The sequence below is a fragment of the Kitasatospora sp. NPDC036934 genome, from assembly GCF_055608425.1.
Window position 1 is genome coordinate 141,863 of the sequence record NZ_JBVJQR010000003.1, and the last position, 19,173, is coordinate 161,035.

The 19,173-nt window shown below is 74.4% G+C and carries 19 protein-coding genes; 9 read left to right on the plus strand and 10 right to left on the minus strand.

The window, feature by feature from the left end; genetic code table 11:
- From ACZ7BZ_RS05735 to ACZ7BZ_RS05770, 8 genes are all read right to left on the minus strand, one after another.
- Positions 1–879 (minus strand): hypothetical protein, encoded by an 879-nt coding sequence (locus ACZ7BZ_RS05735; protein WP_470357259.1) that lies wholly within the window; start codon positions 877–879, stop codon positions 1–3.
- Complete coding sequence (locus tag ACZ7BZ_RS05740; protein ID WP_470357261.1) at positions 876–1,850, minus strand: type II secretion system F family protein; 975 nt, start codon at positions 1,848–1,850, stop codon at positions 876–878. The genes ACZ7BZ_RS05735 and ACZ7BZ_RS05740 overlap by 4 nt, the downstream gene beginning before the upstream one ends.
- Positions 1,850–3,487, minus strand: a complete 1,638-nt coding sequence (locus tag ACZ7BZ_RS05745) for a CpaF family protein (RefSeq protein WP_470357262.1) — start codon at positions 3,485–3,487, stop codon at positions 1,850–1,852. The genes ACZ7BZ_RS05740 and ACZ7BZ_RS05745 overlap by 1 nt, the downstream gene beginning before the upstream one ends.
- Complete coding sequence (locus ACZ7BZ_RS05750) at positions 3,477–4,925, minus strand: CpaE-like family protein (RefSeq protein ID WP_470357263.1); 1,449 nt, start codon at positions 4,923–4,925, stop codon at positions 3,477–3,479. Before ACZ7BZ_RS05750 ends, ACZ7BZ_RS05745 begins: the two co-directional genes overlap by 11 nt.
- Positions 4,925–5,728 carry an SAF domain-containing protein gene (locus tag ACZ7BZ_RS05755; protein WP_470357264.1) on the minus strand — a complete coding sequence of 268 codons (804 nt, stop codon included), beginning with the start codon at positions 5,726–5,728 and terminating at the stop codon, positions 4,925–4,927. The genes ACZ7BZ_RS05750 and ACZ7BZ_RS05755 overlap by 1 nt, the downstream gene beginning before the upstream one ends.
- A gap of 119 nt (positions 5,729–5,847) precedes the next feature.
- Positions 5,848–6,780 carry a hypothetical protein gene (locus tag ACZ7BZ_RS05760; RefSeq protein WP_470357265.1) on the minus strand — a complete coding sequence of 311 codons (933 nt, stop codon included), beginning with the start codon at positions 6,778–6,780 and terminating at the stop codon, positions 5,848–5,850.
- A complete protein-coding gene (locus ACZ7BZ_RS05765; RefSeq protein ID WP_470357266.1) occupies positions 6,774–7,253 on the minus strand; it encodes a hypothetical protein in 480 nt (159 codons plus the stop codon). Before ACZ7BZ_RS05765 ends, ACZ7BZ_RS05760 begins: the two co-directional genes overlap by 7 nt.
- A gap of 282 nt (positions 7,254–7,535) precedes the next feature.
- Positions 7,536–8,405, minus strand: coding sequence for a hypothetical protein (locus ACZ7BZ_RS05770; protein ID WP_470357267.1), 870 nt, complete (start codon positions 8,403–8,405; stop codon positions 7,536–7,538).
- A gap of 149 nt (positions 8,406–8,554) precedes the next feature.
- Between ACZ7BZ_RS05770 and ACZ7BZ_RS05775 the strand changes: the two genes are divergently transcribed.
- The 3 genes from ACZ7BZ_RS05775 (at position 8,555) to ACZ7BZ_RS05785 (ending at position 11,204) form a co-directional block, all read left to right on the plus strand.
- A complete protein-coding gene (locus ACZ7BZ_RS05775) occupies positions 8,555–9,028 on the plus strand; it encodes a pyridoxamine 5'-phosphate oxidase family protein (RefSeq protein ID WP_470357268.1) in 474 nt (157 codons plus the stop codon).
- A gap of 150 nt (positions 9,029–9,178) precedes the next feature.
- Positions 9,179–9,631, plus strand: a complete 453-nt coding sequence (locus ACZ7BZ_RS05780) for a MaoC family dehydratase (RefSeq protein ID WP_465747718.1) — start codon at positions 9,179–9,181, stop codon at positions 9,629–9,631.
- A 394-nt stretch (positions 9,632–10,025) separates the two neighbouring features.
- Positions 10,026–11,204, plus strand: a complete 1,179-nt coding sequence (locus tag ACZ7BZ_RS05785) for an MBL fold metallo-hydrolase (RefSeq protein WP_470357542.1) — start codon at positions 10,026–10,028, stop codon at positions 11,202–11,204.
- Positions 11,205–11,265: 61 nt separating this feature from the next.
- Here ACZ7BZ_RS05785 and ACZ7BZ_RS05790 read toward each other — a convergent pair whose 3' ends face one another.
- Positions 11,266–12,222 carry a DUF389 domain-containing protein gene (locus tag ACZ7BZ_RS05790; RefSeq protein WP_470357269.1) on the minus strand — a complete coding sequence of 319 codons (957 nt, stop codon included), beginning with the start codon at positions 12,220–12,222 and terminating at the stop codon, positions 11,266–11,268.
- Positions 12,223–12,483: 261 nt separating this feature from the next.
- Between ACZ7BZ_RS05790 and ACZ7BZ_RS05795 the strand changes: the two genes are divergently transcribed.
- Both ACZ7BZ_RS05795 and ACZ7BZ_RS05800 read left to right on the plus strand, forming a co-directional pair.
- Positions 12,484–13,395 (plus strand): acyl-CoA thioesterase, encoded by a 912-nt coding sequence (locus ACZ7BZ_RS05795; RefSeq protein ID WP_470357270.1) that lies wholly within the window; start codon positions 12,484–12,486, stop codon positions 13,393–13,395.
- A gap of 159 nt (positions 13,396–13,554) precedes the next feature.
- Positions 13,555–14,235, plus strand: a complete 681-nt coding sequence (locus ACZ7BZ_RS05800; RefSeq protein WP_380456420.1) for a TetR/AcrR family transcriptional regulator — start codon at positions 13,555–13,557, stop codon at positions 14,233–14,235.
- Between the two features lie 16 nt (positions 14,236–14,251).
- Here the strand turns inward: ACZ7BZ_RS05800 and ACZ7BZ_RS05805 are convergent, their stop codons facing one another.
- Positions 14,252–15,478, minus strand: a complete 1,227-nt coding sequence (locus ACZ7BZ_RS05805; protein WP_470357271.1) for a sulfite oxidase — start codon at positions 15,476–15,478, stop codon at positions 14,252–14,254.
- A 180-nt stretch (positions 15,479–15,658) separates the two neighbouring features.
- On the opposite strand from ACZ7BZ_RS05805, the gene ACZ7BZ_RS05810 reads away from it, so the two are divergent.
- The 4 genes from ACZ7BZ_RS05810 to ACZ7BZ_RS05825 all read left to right on the plus strand — a co-directional run bounded on the left by ACZ7BZ_RS05810 (position 15,659) and on the right by ACZ7BZ_RS05825 (position 19,026).
- Entirely contained in the window at positions 15,659–16,441 is a 783-nt protein-coding gene (locus ACZ7BZ_RS05810; RefSeq protein WP_470357272.1) for an alpha/beta fold hydrolase, read from the plus strand.
- A 97-nt stretch (positions 16,442–16,538) separates the two neighbouring features.
- Complete coding sequence (locus tag ACZ7BZ_RS05815) at positions 16,539–16,910, plus strand: MerR family transcriptional regulator (protein ID WP_470357273.1); 372 nt, start codon at positions 16,539–16,541, stop codon at positions 16,908–16,910.
- A 126-nt stretch (positions 16,911–17,036) separates the two neighbouring features.
- Entirely contained in the window at positions 17,037–18,689 is a 1,653-nt protein-coding gene (locus tag ACZ7BZ_RS05820) for a BCCT family transporter (RefSeq protein ID WP_470357274.1), read from the plus strand.
- A gap of 157 nt (positions 18,690–18,846) precedes the next feature.
- A complete protein-coding gene (locus ACZ7BZ_RS05825; RefSeq protein ID WP_380456412.1) occupies positions 18,847–19,026 on the plus strand; it encodes a hypothetical protein in 180 nt (59 codons plus the stop codon).
- The last annotated feature ends 147 nt before the right edge of the window (positions 19,027–19,173 follow it).

A 19,173-nucleotide genomic window follows, 5' to 3' on the forward strand; every position in this document is an offset into this window, starting at 1 on the left:
TCAGTTGAGCATCTGGTGGAGCGCCGGGAAGACGATCAGGACGGTCATCAGCAGGGTCAGTGCCGCGCCGGGGGCGACCATCCGCTCGCTGTCGGCGTTGGCGCGGGCCAGGTCCTCGGCGAGCAGTTCGCCGCGCAGGCCCTTGGAGCGGGCCCGCAGGGTGTCGTACACGGCGGCGCCGTCGGTGCCGGACAGCCGCATGATGTCGGCCACGTCCTGGAGCGGGCTGAGTCCCAACTCCTCTGCCAGCGCGTCGAGTCCGGCCCACGGCGGGAGCCGGTCGGTGGCGGCCCGCTCCAGGGCGTCGCGGATCCGCCGGAACACCGCGCCCTGCCCGACCGAGGCGGCCCGGCGCAGCGCCTCGGCCGGTCCGCAGTCGGCGGCCCGCTCCAGGGCGACGAGCTCCAGGTAGGCGGCGATGCCGTGCAGGTACTCGGTGCGGGCCTCCTTGGCCTCGCCGCGCACCACGGCGTCCGGGACGAACCAGAGCAGCCCGGCCAGCAGCGGCCCGGCGACCAGCGGCAGGGCGAACGGCAGTCCGACGTCCATCAGCACGGCCATCGCACCCAGGTAGGCGGGCAGCAGCAGGCCGAGCGCGGCGAACAGCAGCTTGTGCACCATGAACCGGGCCGGAGTGCGGCCGATCAGGGCGAGTTCGCGGCGCGGGATCGTCATCCCGCGCAGGGTGAGCGAGCGCTCGCCGATCCGGTCGTACCAGCGCGGCCGCTCGTCCGGGTCCGGTTCGCGGTCCGCCGGGGTGCGGTGCAGCCGGTCCAGCGCCTGGCTTAGGTCCGGTGGTGCGGGCCGCAGTTCGGCGATCAGCAGAGCGATGCCACCGGCCGCGACGGCACCGGCCAGCACGGCCCAGGGGGAGATCACCGGACCTCCCCGAGCTGCTCGGCCGGCTCCGGCGCGGACCCGCGGGCCGGGGCGGAGCCGAGGCGGCGCCCGCCCTTGCTGCGCCGGTCCGGGGTGAGCAGCCGGGGCACCGGCGGGTGCGAGGCCAGGGCCCGCATCCAGGCGATGATCGCGACGAACAGGGCGGCGACCACGGCGAGCACGATCTGACCGAGGAAGGTCCCGTACGGGCGGGTGTACTCGGTGTTGAAGGAACCGACGGTGACGACCAGCACGATGATGCCGACCAGCCAGCGGATGGTGGTGCGGTGCTTGGCCCGGTCGGCCTCGATGGCGCGGCGCTGGCGGACCTCCTCGCGCACCGAGTCGGCCATGTCGGAGAGCGTCCGGGCCAGGCCCGGTCCGCTGTCCCCCGCCCGCAGCACGAGCGCGGCGAGCACCTTGTCGGCGGTGGCGTCGGCCAGGCTGTCGGCGAAGGCGTGCAGGGCCTCCTCGGGCCGCCAGCGGGCCTGCAGCCGGGCGGCGAGTTCGCCGATCTCGTCCTCCAGGGCGGCGGGGGCGGTGCGGCGGCTGGTGACGATGGCTTGGTTGAGGCCGACGCCGAGCAGCAGCACGTCGGCGATCCGCTGGGTCCACTCGGAGAGCGCCTCCAGCCGCTCGATCCGATGGGTGTCCGGGCGGGTGGTGTCGAACAGCCAGGGCAGTCCGAAGACGGCCAGCGGCACCAGCAGCGCGGTCAGCGGGACGGCGGTGAACAGCCAGGCCAGCGGCCCGCCGACGAGCGCCAGCGGCAGCTGGATCCGGCGCAGTCGCACCATCCGCAGCGAGGCGCTGCCGGGGGCGCCGTACCAGAACACGTGGGCGCGGCCGGCCAGCGGGTTCTCCCGGCGGGCGGGCCCGTCCTCGGCGGCGGGTTCGCTGCCGCGGGCCCAGGCCACCAGGGCGACCAGGCCGCCGGCGACCGCCAGCCCGCACAGGGCGAAGAGCAGCATCACCGGGCGCCACCGCCGATCCGCAGCTGCAGCGGGGCGGCCCAACTCCCGTACCGGGAGCCGAGCAGGGAGGCGTCGAAGCCGGCCCGGCGCAGGTCGTCCAGGCACTGCGGCGGGGTGTGCGGGACGGCCCGCGGCTCGCCGAGGTCCGGCCGGGGGCCGAAGACGGTGTTCAGGGCGGGCCGGCCGCTCTCGCCGAGGCCGGTGACCTCCAGGACGTGGGAGACGAAGCGGTGCCGGCGGCCGCCGACGGCGGTCTCGTCGACCATGGCGACGTGCACGATGAGGTCCAGGGCGTTGGCGGTGAGCCGGTAGGCGAGCGCGTCGGTCATGTGCGAGCCGTACTCCAGGCAGAGTTCGGCGATCCGGTCGACCACCATGTGCGGGCCGCGGGCGTGCAGGGTGCACATCGAGCCGCCCTCGCCGTTGGTCATGACCCGCAGCATCGGGACGACCTCGCCGGAGCGGACCTCGCCGACGATGATCCGGGAGAGGGTCATCCGCAGCGCGGCCGGGATGAGGTCGCCGAGCGTCAACTCCCCGGCCAGGCGGCCCTCGACGCGCTCACCGTTGCCCTCGCGGGCCTCCATCGGGACGACCTGGCGCAGGTGGCCGAGGGTGTGCAGCCAGAGCTCGAACTCCGACTCCAGGGTGCCGATCCGCTCGTCCGGCGGGATCTCGGCGGCCATCGCGCGCAGCAGGCTGGTCTTGCCGACGCCCTGGGTGCCGGTGATCATCACGTTCTTCCGGGCCCTGATCGCGGCGGCCAGGAAGGCGGCCAAGGTGTTGTCCAGGGTGCCGAGTTCGACCATCTCCGGCAGCGTCGCCGAGGCCACGCGGTGGCGCCGGATCGCCACGTACGGGCGGGGCGTCACCTCGGTGAGCGCCTGGAGTCGCATGCCGCCCTCCAGACGCAGGGCGAGGGTCGGACTGGCGGTGGACAGGCTGCGCTCGCCGCCGCCGTGCTGCCGGGCCAAGTCCTGGAGCAGCTCGACGAGTTCGGCGTCACTGTCGGCCACCGGCGGGACCTGGCGCAGCGGTTGGTGCACCTTGGAGACCCAGACGTCGTCACAGCCGTTGACCAGGATGTTCTCGATGTCCGGGTCGTCCAGGTAGGGCTGGAGCCGGCCGGCCCGGAACAACAGGTCGAAGACGGCCTCGGCGAGCGCGCGGTCCTGCTCCCGGGTGGGCGGGATGCCATGGGTCTGGGCGTAGGCGTCGGACCAGCGGGCGACCGCCTCCTCGATCAGCGCCCGGCCGCGCTGGCGGCGGGTGGCGCGGTCCGGCTCGGCCCCGGAGGCGGTGGTCAACCGGGTGATCTGCTGGTGCAGTTCGGCCGCGACCTGGCGCTTGAGCTCGCGCGCGACCTGCGGATCGACGGCCGGCCGGGTGGCGGCGCCGCGCACGTCCAGCGAGGGCAGCTGGGAGGGTACCGTGGTGGGCCCGGCCGTCGACCCGGCCGTCGAGCCGGCGGCGGCCGGGGTGACCGGCCCGGGGGCGACGGGCTGGTACGCCTGCTGCTGTTGCGGATGCGACTGCGGATGGGACTGCGGCTGCCCGGTGGCCGGTACGGGTGCGGCCCAGGGCAGGGCGGCCGGGTCGGCCGTCGGGCGCTGATGCAGGGGGCTACCGCGCACGGAGCACCTCCCCGGGGTTGTTCGGGTACTGGTCATCGTCCTGACGGTTCGTCACCGTCGGCTGCCGCAACTGGTACTGGCCGTCCTCGTCCACCGGTCCGGAACCGTGACCGGACGCCTGACCGGAGGCGTGACCGGCCGACTGGACGTGCACCGGGAACGGTGCCGGAGCGGCGGGCTGCGGCGCCAGTCCGGCGAGCGGGGCGACCGGGCCGGTGGTGATCACCGGCGGGACGTACGAGGGCGGCTCGCCCTCCCCCGGGCCCTGGGCCGTCGGCCCGTAGCCGCGCTGCGCGTGGCCGGGCTGCGGGTAACCGGGCTGCGGGTAACCAGGCTGGGTGTGGCTGGACTGGGCGTAACCGGGCTGTCCGTAGCCGGACTGGGCGAAGGACGGCTGGCCCTGGCCCTCCCCGTACGCCGACTGCCCGTGGACGCCCTGCCCGTACGGCGCCGGCACCGGCACCTGCGGCGCGGGCGGCACCGGAGCGACGGGCCCCACCGGCGCCGGCCCGACCGGTACGGGCGCGGCGACCGGAACCGGCCCGCCAGCCCCGCCCGGCCCGCCAGCCCCGCCCGGCCCGCCCGACCCACCCGGGGCGACGGGAGCGCCCAGCGTCGCGGCGACGGCCCCGGCCCCGGCCGTCGCGCCGGGCGCGAGCCGCTCCCGCCGGCGGCGGACCAGCAGCTGCACCTCGTCCGCCGCCGAGCGCGCCGTGCGCATCAGCTCCGAGCGGATGAACCGCCGGTCGGTGGTGTCCCCGCCGTCGGAGAGCACCCGTGCGGTGCGGGGGGCGTGCGGCAGCACCCCGAGCAGCGGCAGCCCGAACTCGCGCGACACCTCCGCGCCCGAGTAGGGGCCTTCCGCGACCAGCAGCAGCCCGAGGGCGTCCGTGCCGGTCCCGGCGGCGGCGAGGTCCTCGCCGAGCGCGGCGAGCCTGGGGCGGGCGGCGCTGAGCCCGCGCAGTGTGCTGCGGACCGTCACCGCCACCGCGTCGGCGCGCCGCGCGAGCACCGCGCTGGTCCCGGTGGCGCCGGAGCGGCCGAGGTCGACGATGACGTCGTAGCCCTGCTGCTCGATGCCGTGCAGCAGTTCGGCGAGCGGCTCCCAGGTGTAGGTGAGGCCGGAGGCCTGGGCGGGGTCGGTGAGGCCGGGCAGCAGCAGCCGCTCGGCGTTGCCCTCGGGCGAGAGGTCGATCAGCTGCTCCCAGATGGTCTGGGCGAGCAGCCCGCGCCGGTCGGCGACGGCCAGGTTGCGCAGCCCGTACACCGCCTCGACCCGGCCCTCCAGGGCTCCGGCGAGCACCGCGCCGCCGTCCGGGTCGGCTTCGACCAGGACGATCCGCCGGCCGGGCTGGAGCGGCCAGGCGAGCAGCAGCGCCAGGGCGGTGGTGGTCGCCCCGGGTGCGCCCGGGCCGCCGACCACCGCGATCACCGCCATCAGGCGCCACCCGTTCCGACCGGGGCCGAAGGCGCTCCGGCCCCGCCGGTGGGGGCCGCCCCGGTGGGTGCCGTCCCGGTGGTGGCCGCGCCGGACGGCGCCGTGCCGGTGGGGGCCGCCGAGGGCGCGGCCGGCGAGGCCCCGCCCGGGGTGGTGGCCCGCGGCGCCAGCAGCACCTGGATCCGTCCGCCGGCCACCCACTGGGCCAACCGGGGCCCGTCCGCCGCACCGACCGCCACGTCGATCACCTGGCTGCCGTCGGTGTCCACCCGGCCGACCGTGATGACCGTCGCGGCCAGCGAGTCGGGCCGCCCGTTGTCGGGAGTGTTGACCACGACGATCTGCACCCCGGGCAGCAGCCGGCTGGCGGGCAGCTGGGTGCGCCGGGCCGAGACGCCGACCACGATCTGACCGGGCTGCACCGTCAGGCCCTGGGCGAGGTCCGCGCCGGTCAGCATGGCGCCGCGCTTGAGGTCGGTGGCGGCCCGCAGGCCGACCGCCTTGGCCCGGTCCTGGGCGGAGACGGGGTGCAGCGCGGGGTCGCCGGCGATCCGGGCGACCACCAGGTCGTCATCGGTGATCACCTGCCCCCAGGGCACGTCCCGGGCCAGCGCCAGCACCGCGACCCGCTGGCCGGTGCTGTTGTAGAGCGCCGCGCCGCCGAGGCCGCCGGCCGCGATCAGCGCGACGGCCATCGCCAGCACCGCGGGGCGGCGGCGCCGGGCCCGCATGGTCCGCCCGGGGGTGTGCGGCGTGGCACGTCCCCGGCCCTGCTCCTGCTGCTCCGGTACCGCCACGGACACCGCGGCACCCGCCGGTGTGCCGGATCCCGGCGTCGCGAATGTACGGTTCTCCACCGGGTTCCGCCCTTCCCTCGTACGCTTTCCGGATCGTCAGTAGCCGAACGGCTCGCTCAGCGCGGTCAGTTGAGGACCTGCACCTCGGCGACCTTGACCTCGAAGGGTTCGCTGTCCTGCTGCATGGGCGGGAGCGAGTAGCTCTCCGGCTTCGGCCCCGTGACGACCACGTCGGCCACCCAGTGGGTCGACACCGTGGCGCTGAAGACGCCGTTCTGCCGGGTGCCCGAGCCGACCTTGAACAGGTAGCCGCAGTCCGGGGATTCGGCACCCCGGTACTTGGGGTCGTACGGCGTCCCGGCGCTCGCGCACTGCTTGGTCCCGCCGGCGCCGAAGTCCCAGCTGGTGCCGGTCAGTCGGGCCGTGACGGTGACGGTCACCCCGCCGGAGGCGGCGTACCCGGCCTTGGGCGGCGTCACGTCGTCCGCCCAGAGCCAGACCGGCGCGTTGACCACCGCCGTCCCGCCGGGCGCGATCCGGCCCTTCGGCACCGGGAGGTGGACCTGGTCCCTCGCCTCCCGCTTGAGCTCCGCCACGCTCTTCACCCGCTGCCCGGTGGGCACGAACACGAACTGGGCGCCGTCCTGGCCCCCGTTGGTCTGCGGGCAGACCTTGGAGTAGATCGAGCCGTCGGTGGGCTTGTTGGTGCCCCAGGCCGAGTCGCCCGCCGGGGGCTGCTGGTCCAGCTGACGGTAGTAGCAGCCCTCGCCGCTGTCGAACGAGCCCCATTGAGGGTCGTAGCACGCCCACTGCACGCCGTGGTAGCTGCACAGGTCCGAACCGCTGTCCGACGACCCTCCGCCGCTTCCGCCCGGATTCCCGGTGGCGGTCGATCCACCGGAATCGGCGTGCGCGCAGATCACGTTCGGGAAACACTGTTCGGCCCCGCCGCTCGGCGGCTCGTCCGCCGTCGCCGTCACCACCGAGGACAGCAGCAACCCGGCCGACAAGGACGCTACGGCCGCGAATCGTCCGGCCGGTTTCCGCGCGTTCAGCATGTCCGGTCCACCTCCCGTGTGAACTCGTAGATCAGCCAATGTGCTTGGAACCTGCGCAGGGAGGCGGTCGCGACGTAGCGGTCCAACCGTCCGCCCGGATCCTTCGCCGCCCGGGTGACGGCATCGACGCGGTGCCAGCCCGAGAGATCGATGCAGTCCTCGATCACGGCGGTCTGCGGATCGGCATTCAGATCGATCGCCTTCACCACCGCGGAATTGCGCGGCGCTCCGGTCATCACCACTTTGGCGTCGTGGAGTCGGTGAAGGCCGACCAGGACGTCCGAGAGCGCCCGCCCGGAGGAGTACTGCTCCAGCGCCGATCCGTCCGAATCCGTACGCCCGTAAGCCTCGGTCTGCGCCCGCCACCAGTCCTGATACGTGTTCAGGGCCAGCCGCCCCATCGCCCCTTCCGGGCCGTCGGTCGGCGCGATCGCGGTGTTTACCGGACCACCCGAAGGAGTTAACGGGCCCACTCCCGCAACCGTGGGCGCGGGCGACCCCAGACGATCGACGGAACCACCGGCACCACCGCTCGCACAAGCGCCGAGGAGTAACACCAGTACCGCCCCGCCAGTCCCAACCGCCCCAGGGCGCAACACATTTCCGCGCTGCCGCATCGCCCCACCTCGTCGCGACCGAGCCGATCCGTGATCCACGGCCGCCAGGAGAATTTCCGAAGTCCCGCCGGTGTTTCCACTGGGGATCGATTCTTCGCCAACCCACCCCATCACGGCAACACCTCAGGCCCCCTGACCTTACGCGGAGGGCGGTTCCGTCGGGGCACTTTCCCGCCACAGAACGGCCAACAGTTCTTCGGAAAGCGACAATCCGGCCAATGCACCCCGAACGGCGGCCCGATTGCGCATCAACAGGCGCCCGCCCTGCGGCGGAACGAGCAGGCACACGCCCGGCGCACCCGAACTACCGGACGGATCACCGCCGTCGAGCAGCCCGGCCACGGCGGGCTGGAGGTCCAGCGGGCCGACGGCCGCGGGGGCACCCGGGACACCCTGCCGCAGGACGGTGGTGAGCGCCCGGCTGAACGAGCCCTCCTCGCCCGGCAGTACGGCGTCCCGGCCGCGTCTGCCCGGGGCGTAGCGGCTGCCGACGGCGTAGCGGCCGATCCTGCCCCACAGCGGGACCCTGGAGTAGCTGAGCAGTTCACCCGCGCTGTCCTCACCGGACCGCTCCAGCGCCGTCCAGGTGTCCCGATCGGCCACCGCGTCGACCAGCAGCAGCGCCTCCTCCTGGTCACCGTGCACCATCGCGCTGACCACCCAGTCCCAGGCCAGGCCGCGCCGGTACGCGTTGTCCGGCGTGCTGCCGCGCGTGACCAGGGCGAGCCGACGCCCGCGCGGGTCGGCCACCAACTGGCCGACCAGGCAGACCACCAGCCAGCGGCCGGGGTGCTGGGCGGCGTCCCGGACGGCGGTGAGCATGGCGTTGGCGTCCGCGTCCGGCGCCACGGCACTCACCCGGCAGCCCGCGGCGCCGGTGTCGAAGCACATCCCGGGCAGCACCTCGGCCAGCAGCCGGGCACCCGCCGGAGCGTGCGCTGAACCGCCGTAGGCCCGGTCGGGCCCCCCGTCCGCCCCGATCACCACCAGATCGACCCCGCCGGCCATCCGTCCGCCCCCTCCTCCGCCCGCCCCTCCACCGATCCCGACGCCGGGCAGGCTACCGCTCCGGGCGGGCGCCGACGGGGCTCCCGACCCGTCCGCTCAGGGACCATGGGCCCTATCGACGCACGCGCCGACCGAGGACGATCGGACGCATGGAGCGTGAGGACCGTGTGGAGACCCTGAGCGAGGCCGAGTGCCTGCGGCTGCTCAGCACCGTGCCCGTCGGGCGCGTGGTGTACACCGAGCACGCACTGCCGGCCGTCCTGCCGGTCTCCTTCGAGGTCCTGGACGGGCGGCTGGTGCTCGCCGTACGCCGGGGAAGTGCCACCGCGCGCGGGCTTGACGGCACGGTGGTGGCCTTCCAGGCGGACATGCTGGACCCGGTCACCCGCACCGGGTGGAGCGTGCTGGTGCACGGGCGGGCCGAGGCGGTCAGCGAGCCCGAGCAGGTGCGGCGGGTGCTGCGCTCCGGGCTGCGGCCGTGGGTGGGCGACCCGGAGCCGCTGTTCATCGCGCTGGTGCCGGAACTGGTCAGCGGTCGGCGGCTGTTCCCCGGCGGCCAGGGCCCGACCGGCCGGGGCGCGGGGGCACCCGGCCCGCTCGGGCGCCCGCTGCTCCGACCCTGACCCGAGCCCGCGGTGCGTGCTCCGGTGATGCGCACCGGTGCTTCGCACTCCGGTGATTCGCACTCCGCTCCTGACAGGTACCGGCGGGTAGGCATACGCTTCCGGCGTCCTGGCCCCGCCCCGGGGCCCGTCCCCCTCCAGGAGCGCACCGTGACGACCTTCGCCTCCCTCGCCGAGCTGACCGCCGCCGTCGGCACCGAACTGGGCACCAGCGAGTGGCACACCATCGACCAGCGGACCATCGACCTCTTCGCCGAGGCCACCGGGGACCACCAGTGGATCCACGTGGACCCGGAGCGCGCCAAGGAGAGCCAGTTCGGCTCGACCATCGCGCACGGCTACCTGACCCAGTCGATGATCCCGGTGCTGGCCAAGGAGTGCTACGGCGTCGAGGGCGTGCGGATGGCGCTCAACTACGGCTCGGACAAGGTGCGCTTCCCGGCCCCGGTGCCGGTGGGCACGGCGATCCGGGCCACCGCCGAACTGCTCTCGGCCACCGAGGTACCGGGCGGGGTCCAGGCGGTGGTGCGGTTCACCATCACCAGCGAGCAGAGCGCCAAGCCGCACTGCGTCGCGGAGGCCATCACCCGCTTCTACGTGTAGCGGCGCGCCGGGGGCGGGTGGGCCGGGCGCCTGGACGCCGGGCAGGCGGTCCATCAGGCGCCGGGTACGCCGATTGGACCGTGCCGAGCCCTCCACCGAGTCCGAACGGCCCACGGCGAGTAACGTCCGACGAGATGGTTGTCGTACCCCAGGGGGCTCATTCGCCCCCGGGGTACGCGCCCCGGCCAGCCCGGTAGCCGTGACCGTCCCTGGAGGAGCCGTGCCCCGCCCCGTCTCGTGGTTCTCCCGTCTCGCCGGTCTGACCGCACAGTTCGCCCCACCGCCCGCCGGCCCGGCCGCACCCGCCGCACCCGCCGCACCCGCCGCACCCGCCGCACCCGCCGCCGACAGTGCCGTGCGCGGCCGCGTCGGCCCGGAGCGCGCCGTCCCCGGCCTGGCCGGGCTGCCCCGCGCCGCCTGGCACCGGGTCCGCACCGAGGCCTTCGGGGCCGAGCCCCGGGGCGAGCGGCTGGCCCGGATCCTCCGCTCGCCCCAGTTCGCCGACGGCGCCTTCCGCAACCCCGTGCCGACCCGCCGCCTGGTCTACGAACGGAGCCCGCTGGAGATCACCCTCGCCCAGCTGAGCGGGGACAAGTCCCGGCGGGCACCGGCCGCCGCCGTACCTGTGCACCGGCTGCTCCCGGTCGACCTCGCCACCCCGCCCGCCTCCGGCCTGCGGCTCACCTGGCTCGGTCACGCCACCGTGCTCGCCGAGATCGGCGGACGGCGCGTCCTGATCGACCCGGTCTGGGGCGAGCGCTGCTCCCCGTTCGACTGGACCGGGCCCAAGCGGCTGCACCCGGTGCCGCTGCCGCTGTCCGAACTCGGGCCGGTGGACGTGGTAGTGATCTCCCACGACCACTACGACCACCTCGACATGCGCACCGTGCGGGCCCTGATCGGCAGCGGCGCGGTGTTCGCGGTCCCGCTCGGAGTCGGGGCGCACCTGGAGCACTGGGGGGTGCCGACCGCGCGGATCGTCGAACTGGACTGGTGGGAGTCGGCCGAGGTCGCCGGGCTGACCCTGACCGCCACGCCCGCCCGGCACTACTGCAGCCGCGGGCCGCGTACCAGCGCACTGTTCCTGTGGGCGTCGTGGGTGATCGCGGGCGGCGAGCACCGGATCTTCCACAGCGGGGACACCGGCTACTTCCCGGGCTTCGCGGAGATCGGGCGCCGGCTCGGTCCGTTCGACGCGACGATGATGCAGGTCGGCGCGTACAGCGAGTTCTGGCCCGAGGTGCACATGACCCCGGAGGAGGGTGTCCGGGCCCACCTGGACGTGGGGGGCGAGCTGATGCTGCCGATCCACTGGTGCACCTTCAACCTGGCGATCCACCCCTGGGAGGAGCCCGCCGAACGCGTGGTCACCGCCGCCCAGGCGCTCGGCGCCCACCTGGCGGTGCCCCGCCCCGGCAAGCCCTTCGAACCCGCCGCCCCGCCGGCCCTGCGACTGTGGTGGCGCGCCGTCGCCGCCACCCCGCGCGGCATCGAGCCGCTGGTGGCGAGGCGGATGGAGGTGCGGGAGCCGGCGGCGGAGCCAGGCGAACAGATCTCAAATTCTGTTAGCTGAAATCTGTTCGCTGAAATCTGAAAGCTGAAATCTGTTCGCTGAAGCTGTCAGTCGAACTCTGTCAGTTGACCTCCGATCGCTCCACCCTCCCCCGCCGACGCCGGATCACCGCCCAGCCCGCCTCCTGCACCAGCAGGGTCAGCACCCCGGCCAACACGATCCCCAGCAGGTTCAGCAGCAACTGCACGCTGGAGCCCCAGAACTGGTCGACCTTGCCGTACCCGAGGGCGACCGCCGCATTGGCGGCGGCCGGCACGGTGGTCACCGAGATCGCGACGCCCACCAGGGTGCCCGCCTTCGCGGAGGTCAGCGAGAGCAGTCCGGCGATGCCGGCCAGGAAGGCCACCACGAACGAGGTCGCGTCCGGCTGCCAGATGAAGGAGGTGTTCGGGCGCGCGGCGTCGAACCTGGCCTCCGAGAAGAGCCCCAGAGCGTCCATCAGCAGCGCGAAGCACACGGTCAGCGCCATCGCCACCAGGAAGCCCGTCACCAGGGCGTTCAGCGAGCGCAGCGCCTGGCGGGTCCGGCGCTGGACGAGCGCCACGCAGAGCCCGGCCAGCGGTCCGAACTCCGGGCCGACGGCCATCGCGCCGACCACCAGGATGGCGCTGTCCAGCACCGAGCCGCAGGCCGCCAGCATGGTGGCGACGGTGAGGAAGGCCAGGAACACCCAGGTGAGGGTGGACTCCTCGTGGGTGATCTCGGAGACCGACTCCCACACCAGGGCGTCGGCCCCGTCGCCCGGGGCCAGCCGTTCGGCCTCGTCGGCCGCCGCCGAGAGGGCCAGGTCGAGCGTCGAGACGTCGATCGCCCCGCGCTCGACCAGGCCCGTCCCGCGCAGTGCGCCCAGCACCTCGTCCAGCGACTCCCGGGCCACGTCGCAGAGCACCACGTCCCCGGTGGGCCGGACGGCCGCGTCCGGCAGGACCACCACGTGGGTCACCCCGACCGAGTCGTCAAGGCGGTTGAGCACCGGCCCGCGCAGGTCGGGCGGGACGATCAGGCGAAGGTGCAGCACGGGTACTCCGGGGCAACGGGCGGTGGGGCCGAAATCCCGCCCACCCTAGGCCCTGACGCCCCATTCGACCCGCGAGCACCCCTACTCGGCCCGCGAAGACGTCCCGCAGTTCCCGGGCTTCCTCGGCCACGTCGTGCGGAGCACCCCGGGTGACCGCTCCGACATCCCGACCGGCCGGCACCAGACTGGAACACGTTCTACAGGCGGAGAGCGTTACCCAAGTCACACCACCGCACGGTTGGCTTCTGCCACTATGGGCCGGTGACCGACCTGACAGAACAGCAGAGACCGACCGAGCAGGCGCCCGCCCCGGCCACCCCGTTCGCCGAACTGCTGGAGATCGAGCAGCTGGACGAGAACACGTTCCGGGGCCACTGCCACGCCGGCGCACCGATGCGCGCCTTCGGCGGACACGTCGCCGCCCAGGCGCTCGCCGCCGCCGGGCGCACCTGCGCCGCCAGGCGCACGGTGCACTCGCTGCACGGCTACTTCCTGCTGCCCGGGGACCCGACCCGGCCGATCGAGTACCGGGTCGACCGGCTGCGCGAGGGCTTCACCTACGCCACCCGCAGGGTCCGCGCGGTGCAGGACCGGAACGAGATCTTCGACCTCACCGCCTCCTTCAAGCTCCCCGAGCCGGCCGCCGGCGACCGCCACCGCGAGATGCCGCCGCTGCCCGGCCCGGAGACCCTGCCGGACGCCTTCTCGCACTGGGACGAGGAGCTGCGCACCGCGATCAAGGCCACCGACGGCTTCCGCGACCTCGAACTGCGCTTCGTGCCGCCGGACGCCCCGGGCATGCCCCCGGCCACCCCGGGGATGACGCAGCAGTTCGTCTGGCTGCGCATCGCCACCCCGCTGCCGGGCACCGACCCGCTGCTGCACACCTGCGCGCTCGCCTACCTGTCCGACCTCACCCTGGCCTCCACCGCCGGGCTGCACGAACAGCCGAACTTCTTCCAGCGCACCGAGCCGCCCCGGCTGCTGATGACCTCGCTGGACCACGCCATGTGGTTCCACCGCCCGTTCCGGGCCGACGAGTGGCTGCTGTTCGCCCAGCGCAGCCCGTCCGCCTCGGACGGCCGGGGCCTGTCGCTCGGCGAGTTCTACGACCGGGACGGCCGACTGGTGGCGTCCGCCGTCCAGGAGGCGCTGATCCGGAGGATGCCGTAACTCCCCGGGGCCTCCCCGGGGAGGCCCCGGGGAGGCCCCCACCAACACCTCCGGGCGCCCCGACGAGCCCCCGGCGGAACCCCGGTGGCCGCCGGGCGAACGGAAGGGGGCCGGTCGGCGTCATACTCCTGAGCGGCCCCGGCCCGTATCATGGTGCGGGTGACCAAGGTTGACCTGTCACCACGGCCGGTGGAGACGATGTCTCCGCGTCAGCTCGAACGCCGCGAAAGCCTGATCGCGGCCGCGCTCGCCCTGGTGAACGAGATCGGCGTCGAGCGGCTCCAGATGAAGCAGGTATGCGAGCGGTCCGGAGTCGCCCTGGGGACGGCGTACCGCTACTTCTCCTCCAAGGACCACCTCCTGGCGGCGGCGATCGCCGAGTGGCACCGCCTGCTGCTCGCGGACCTGGTGGCCGAGCTGCGGGGGCCGCGCGCCGGGCTGGGGGCCACCGACCGGGCGGTCCGGTTCGTCCGGGGCGGGATGCGGGCCTACCAGCGCCAGCCCGAACTGGCGCGGCTACGGGTGGCCGTCGCCGCCTCCACCGACCCCTTCGCCAGCGAGGCACTGCAGGGCATGGCCCGGGCCGACAGCACTGCCCTCCAGGCGGTGACGGCCGAGGTGCCGGCGGCGGCCAGCGAGCTGGTGCGGCACATCGTGGCGCACGCCTGGCAGGGCGAGCTGACCGCCTGGGTGACCGGCCGCACCACCCTCGGGGACGCCCGGCGGCGGCTGGAGGACGTGGTGCGGCTGGTGCTGACCCCGTACGAGACCCACTACCCGGCCCCGTACGAGGTCCAGACCACCGGACCGGCCCCGTACGAGGTCCGGTCCACCGGCTGAGCGGCCGGGCAGGGGCCTAGCCGACCGTCACCGGGTGCGCCACCACCGCGCCGAACAGGTAGCCCTCGCGGTTGAACGCCGCCCGCTCGGGCTGGGTGGCACCCCGCTGGTCCGTCGCGCGGGCGCGAAGCTCGTAGCGGCCGGGCCGGTCGGGCCGCCAGGTGGCGCTCCAGCGCGTCCAGCCGCCGGCGGACGGCTCCTCGTCCAGTTCGGCGGCCCGCCAGCTCCGGCCGCCGTCGGTGCTCACCTCGACCAGCCGCACCGGAGCCGTGCCGGACCACGAGCGGCCGTGCAGCCGGTGCTCGCGCCCGGCCTCCAGCCACGCACCCTCGGCCAGTTCGAAGGCGGACTTGACCACCTGGGTGGTGAGCGCGGCGCCGCCGCCGGGCGGCTGGTCCGGGCCGAACATCCGGTAGAACTCGGTGTTCCAGGGCGAGTGGAGCGGGTGGTCGGCCACCTCGATGTCGCCGACCCACTTGATCGAAGCGATGCCGACCCAGCCGGGCACCACCAGCCGCACCGGTGCACCGTGGTCGGGGCTCAGCGGCTCCCCGTTCATCTCGTACGCGAGCAGCGCGTCGTCCAGCGCCTTGGTGATCGGCAGCGGGCGGCGCACCGGGCCGTGGTTGACGCCGTCGACGACGTAGTCCGGGTCCAGGCCGGTCGGCAGCACGTCCACCGCGCCGTCGGTCAGCCCGGCGGCCCGCAGCACCTCGGCCAGCCGTACGCCCCGCCAGGCCGCCGAGCCGACGCTGCCCAGCGTCCACGGGGTGCCGGGGACGCGCTGGCCCTGCTGGCGGTGGAAGTAGCTGCGGCCGTTGCCGGCGCACTCGATCAGCGCGTCGGTCCGGGTGGCGGGCAGCGCCCGCAGGTCGGCCAGGCCGAACTCGACCGCCCGCTCCGGCCCCGGGGCGCCGCGCAGTCCGCTGCCGAACAGCCGCAGCCGCCAGGTGTCCGGGTCGATCAGCGGGGTGCTGGTGTGGTTGCGGACGAAGAACCGTTCCACCGGGACGTGCCGGCCGACGGCGGCCCCGCCGTCGGCGTCGCGCAGCGCCTCCCAGCGCATCTCGGCGTTGGTGTCGCGCTGGACGAACCACTTGGCAGGCAGTGGCTTGACGATCCCGGGCAGGTTGACGCTTCCGGGCACGGGCCTGGCACCTCCTCGGCGGCCGTCCGGCCCGGGGCCACACCGGGGCGGCCAACGCGGGCGAGTGGGCACCCCGGCGGCGGAGCGCAGCGGCATCCGGACGGCACTGTCCGGATGGCGCTCCTCTCCCCAGCGTAGGCGCTCCGGCGCGTTCCGTGACCAGGGCGGCGGGCAGGGGTTGCGCCCGAACCCGGGATTGACCTTCTCACCGGTGTGAACTTCTAGCGTTCCCGGTGTCGGAGGAAGCCCCGCCGCACCGAACACCGAGGAGCACCCGTGCCGTCCACCGCCACCGCCCGCCCCGCCCCGCTCGCCCGGATCGTCCAGGGCTCCGGCCCCGGCCTGCTGCTCGCGCACGGCGCCGGCGGCAGCGCCCGGGACAACTGGGGCCCGCTGCTGCCCGACCTCGCCGCGCACCGCACCGTCGTCGCCCCCGACTACCCCGGCTCCGGCGACAGCCCGTACGAGCCGGGCGAGCCCACCCTGGACGAGTACGCGGACCGGCTGGTCGCCGCCGCCGACGAGGAGGGCCTCGACACCTTCGACCTGGCCGGCTTCTCGTTGGGCGCCGCCGTGGCCGTCCGGATCGCCGGCCGCCACCCCGGGCGGGTCCGTTCGCTGCTGCTGATCGCCGGCCTGGCCGGCGGCTCGGCGCGGCAGAGCGCGCTGTCCGAGCTGATGGTCCGGCTCCGCGACCGGCCGGCCGAGCTCGCCGACCTGATGCTCACCGTCGTCCTCGGCCACAGCTGGGTGGACGCACTGCCCGCCGATCAGCTCGCGGCGCTGCGCGAGGGCCTCAAGTCCCCGTTGCCGACCGGGTTCCCGCAGCAGTTCCGGCTCGCCGCGCGCACCGACGTCCGCGCCGAGCTGGCTTCGATCGGCGTACCCACCCTGGTCGTCGGCGCTGCTGAGGACATGCTCGTCCAGCCGGCCCAGCACCGGCTGCTGGCCGAGGGCATCCCCGGCGCCCGCTACGTCGAACTCCCCAGCGGGCACCTGCCGATGGTCGAGTCGCTGCCCCAACTGCGTGAGACGGTAATGGAGTTCGTGAAGAGCTGACACACCGCAGCGGGCCGGGGCCGGGCCCGCCGGGAACGGACCGCAGCGGGCCGGGCCCGCCGGGAACACCCCCGCCCCGGCCCGCGTTGGCCCGGTCATGCGCATCGGAGAACTCGCCCGGCTGACCGGGGTGTCCGCCCGGCTGCTCCGCTACTACGAGGAGCAGGGGCTGCTCCGGCCCGCCCGCACCACGGCCGGCTACCGCGAGTACGAGGAGCAGGACACCGTCCGGGTCTGGCAGATCCGCAGCCTGCTCGCGGCCGGCCTGCCCACTCGGGTCATCGCCGGGATCCTGCCCTGCGCCACCGGCCCGGTCCCCGTCCTGGAGTCCTGCCCGGACCTGCTGGCCACCCTGCGCGGCGAACTCGCCGATCTGGACGCCCGGATCGAGGACCTCACCCGCAGCCGCCGGGTGCTCAGCCACTACCTGGCGACCGCGCACACCCCGGGCGAGGAGGAGGCGGCCTGACGGGACGTTGGTCCCGCCCCCGCCCGCCCCCCGGCGCGCCGCCCGGCCCCGAGGGCCGCCGACTGGACATAGTGCGACATACATCCTGAATCCCCGTATTCCGAGTATGTCGAGAGGTCCCGCCCGATGCACAGCCAGCCGCCGCAGCCCTCCCCGCGTGTGCGGGAGCCCGACGAACCCGGCGAGCCCGCCGCCACCCTCCCCACCGACCGGGCGGTGTTCGGCATCAGCGCCGTGCTGGTGCTGGCGGTGGTCGCCTGGGGCGTGTTCGCCGAGGACTCCCTCGGCCGGACCTCCAGCACCGCGCTCGGCTGGGTGCTGCACAACTTCGGCTGGCTGTTCGTGGTCGCCGCCGACGTCTTCCTCGTCCTCACCGTGCTGCTCGCCTTCAGCCGCTTCGGCCGGATCCGGCTCGGCCGCGACGACGACGAACCCGAGTTCTCCACCCTCGCCTGGGTGGCCATGATGTTCAGCGCCGGCATGGGCATCGGCCTGATGTTCTACGGCGTCGGCGAGCCCCTGCAGTTGTTCGCCGCCCCGCAGCCCGGCTCCGGACTGGAACCGCAGAGCGCGGCCGCCGCCCAGCAGGCCCTGGAGTTCTCACTCTTCCACTGGACCCTGCACCCCTGGGCGATCTACGCGGTCGGCGGGCTCGCCCTCGCCTACACCACCTTCCGCAAGGGCCGGGGCAACCGGATCTCCGCCGCATTCGTCCCGCTGATCGGGCAGCGCGGCGCGGACGGCTGGGCCGGGCGCACCATCGACCTGCTGGCCGTCTTCGCCACCGTCTTCGGCTCCGCGACCAGCCTCGGCCTCGGCGCCCTCCAGGTCGCCGACGGGCTCGGGTACATCACCTCCGTCCGCAACACCCAGAACGCCCAGCTGGTCATCATCGGCTCGCTGACCGCCGCCTTCGTGCTCTCCGCCTTCTCCGGCGTGCACAAGGGCGTCAAGTGGCTCTCCACCGCGAACGTGGTGCTGGCCTCGCTGATCATGCTGTTCGTCTTCGTGTTCGGGCCGACGGTCTTCGCCCTGGACTCGATCCCGGCCACCGTCGGCGGCTACCTCTCCGGCCTGCTCGGCATGTCCACCCAGACCGGCGCCTTCACCGACGAGAGCTGGCTCGGCTCCTGGACGATCTTCTACTGGGCCTGGTGGCTCTCCTGGGCCCCCTTCGTCGGCACCTTCATCGCCCGCATCTCGCGCGGCCGCACCATCCGGCAGTTCCTGCTCGGCGTGCTGCTGGTGCCCAGCGGGGCCACCGTCGTCTGGTTCTGCGTGATGGGCGGCACCGCGATCCGGCTGGCCGGTACCGGCGCCGCCGACCTGGTCGCCACGATCCCGCGCGGCCCGGAGGCCTCGCTGTTCGAGATGCTGCGCTCACTGCCGCTCGGCTCGGTCACCAGCGTGGTCGCGGTGCTGCTGGTGATGACCTTCTTCATCACCAGCGCCGACTCCGCCTCCCTGGTGCTCGGCTCGCTCTCCAGCCGCGGCTCGCTGCACCCGCGCACCCCGCTGGTGGTGGTCTGGGGCGTCCTGATGGGCGGGGTCGCCGCCGCCCTGCTGCTGGCCGGCGGGCTGACGGCGCTGCAGAACGCGACGATCCTGGTCGCGCTGCCCTTCGTGGTGGTGATGCTGCTGCTGTGCCTCTCCCTGGTGAAGGAGCTCCGGGAGGACCCGGCGGCCGGCCCCTCCCGCTTCCACCCGGCCCACGGCCTGCGGGACGCCGTCCGGGTCGCCGTCGGCGAGGCCCTCGCCGAGCACGGCCGGCGCCGCTGAACCGGGCACCGCAGGCCCTCCCGGGCACGGCGCTGACCAGCGGATACGCCCCACCTGCCAGTCCGGTGGGGCGTATCCGGCCAACCGACGCCGGATCCCCGTCCGGACTTCACCCGCGCGTACCGACCGTTCACACCGCCCTGGGAGCCTCCCTGTCATGAACGCCAGCCCTCAGGCGCCCTACCAGGAACCGCGCTTCCCGCTCCCCCAGCGCCACCGCCGTCTGCTCGCCTGCACCGCCGTCCTCGCCTCCATCGCCCTCGGTACCCTCGGGGTCGGCGCCACCGTGGAGACCGTCCAGCACGGCCCGGTCGCCACCGCCACCGCGAGCAAGTAGCCGACCCGACCCGCACCACCCTTCCAGCACCGCGGTCCGACCCCGGACGCGGTGCTTCCGTCGTTCCGGCGCCGGAACCGGGGGAAGGCCGGAGCCGGAACCGGGGGCGGGAGGCCGGGGGCGGTTCCGATGCGAAGATCGGCAAGC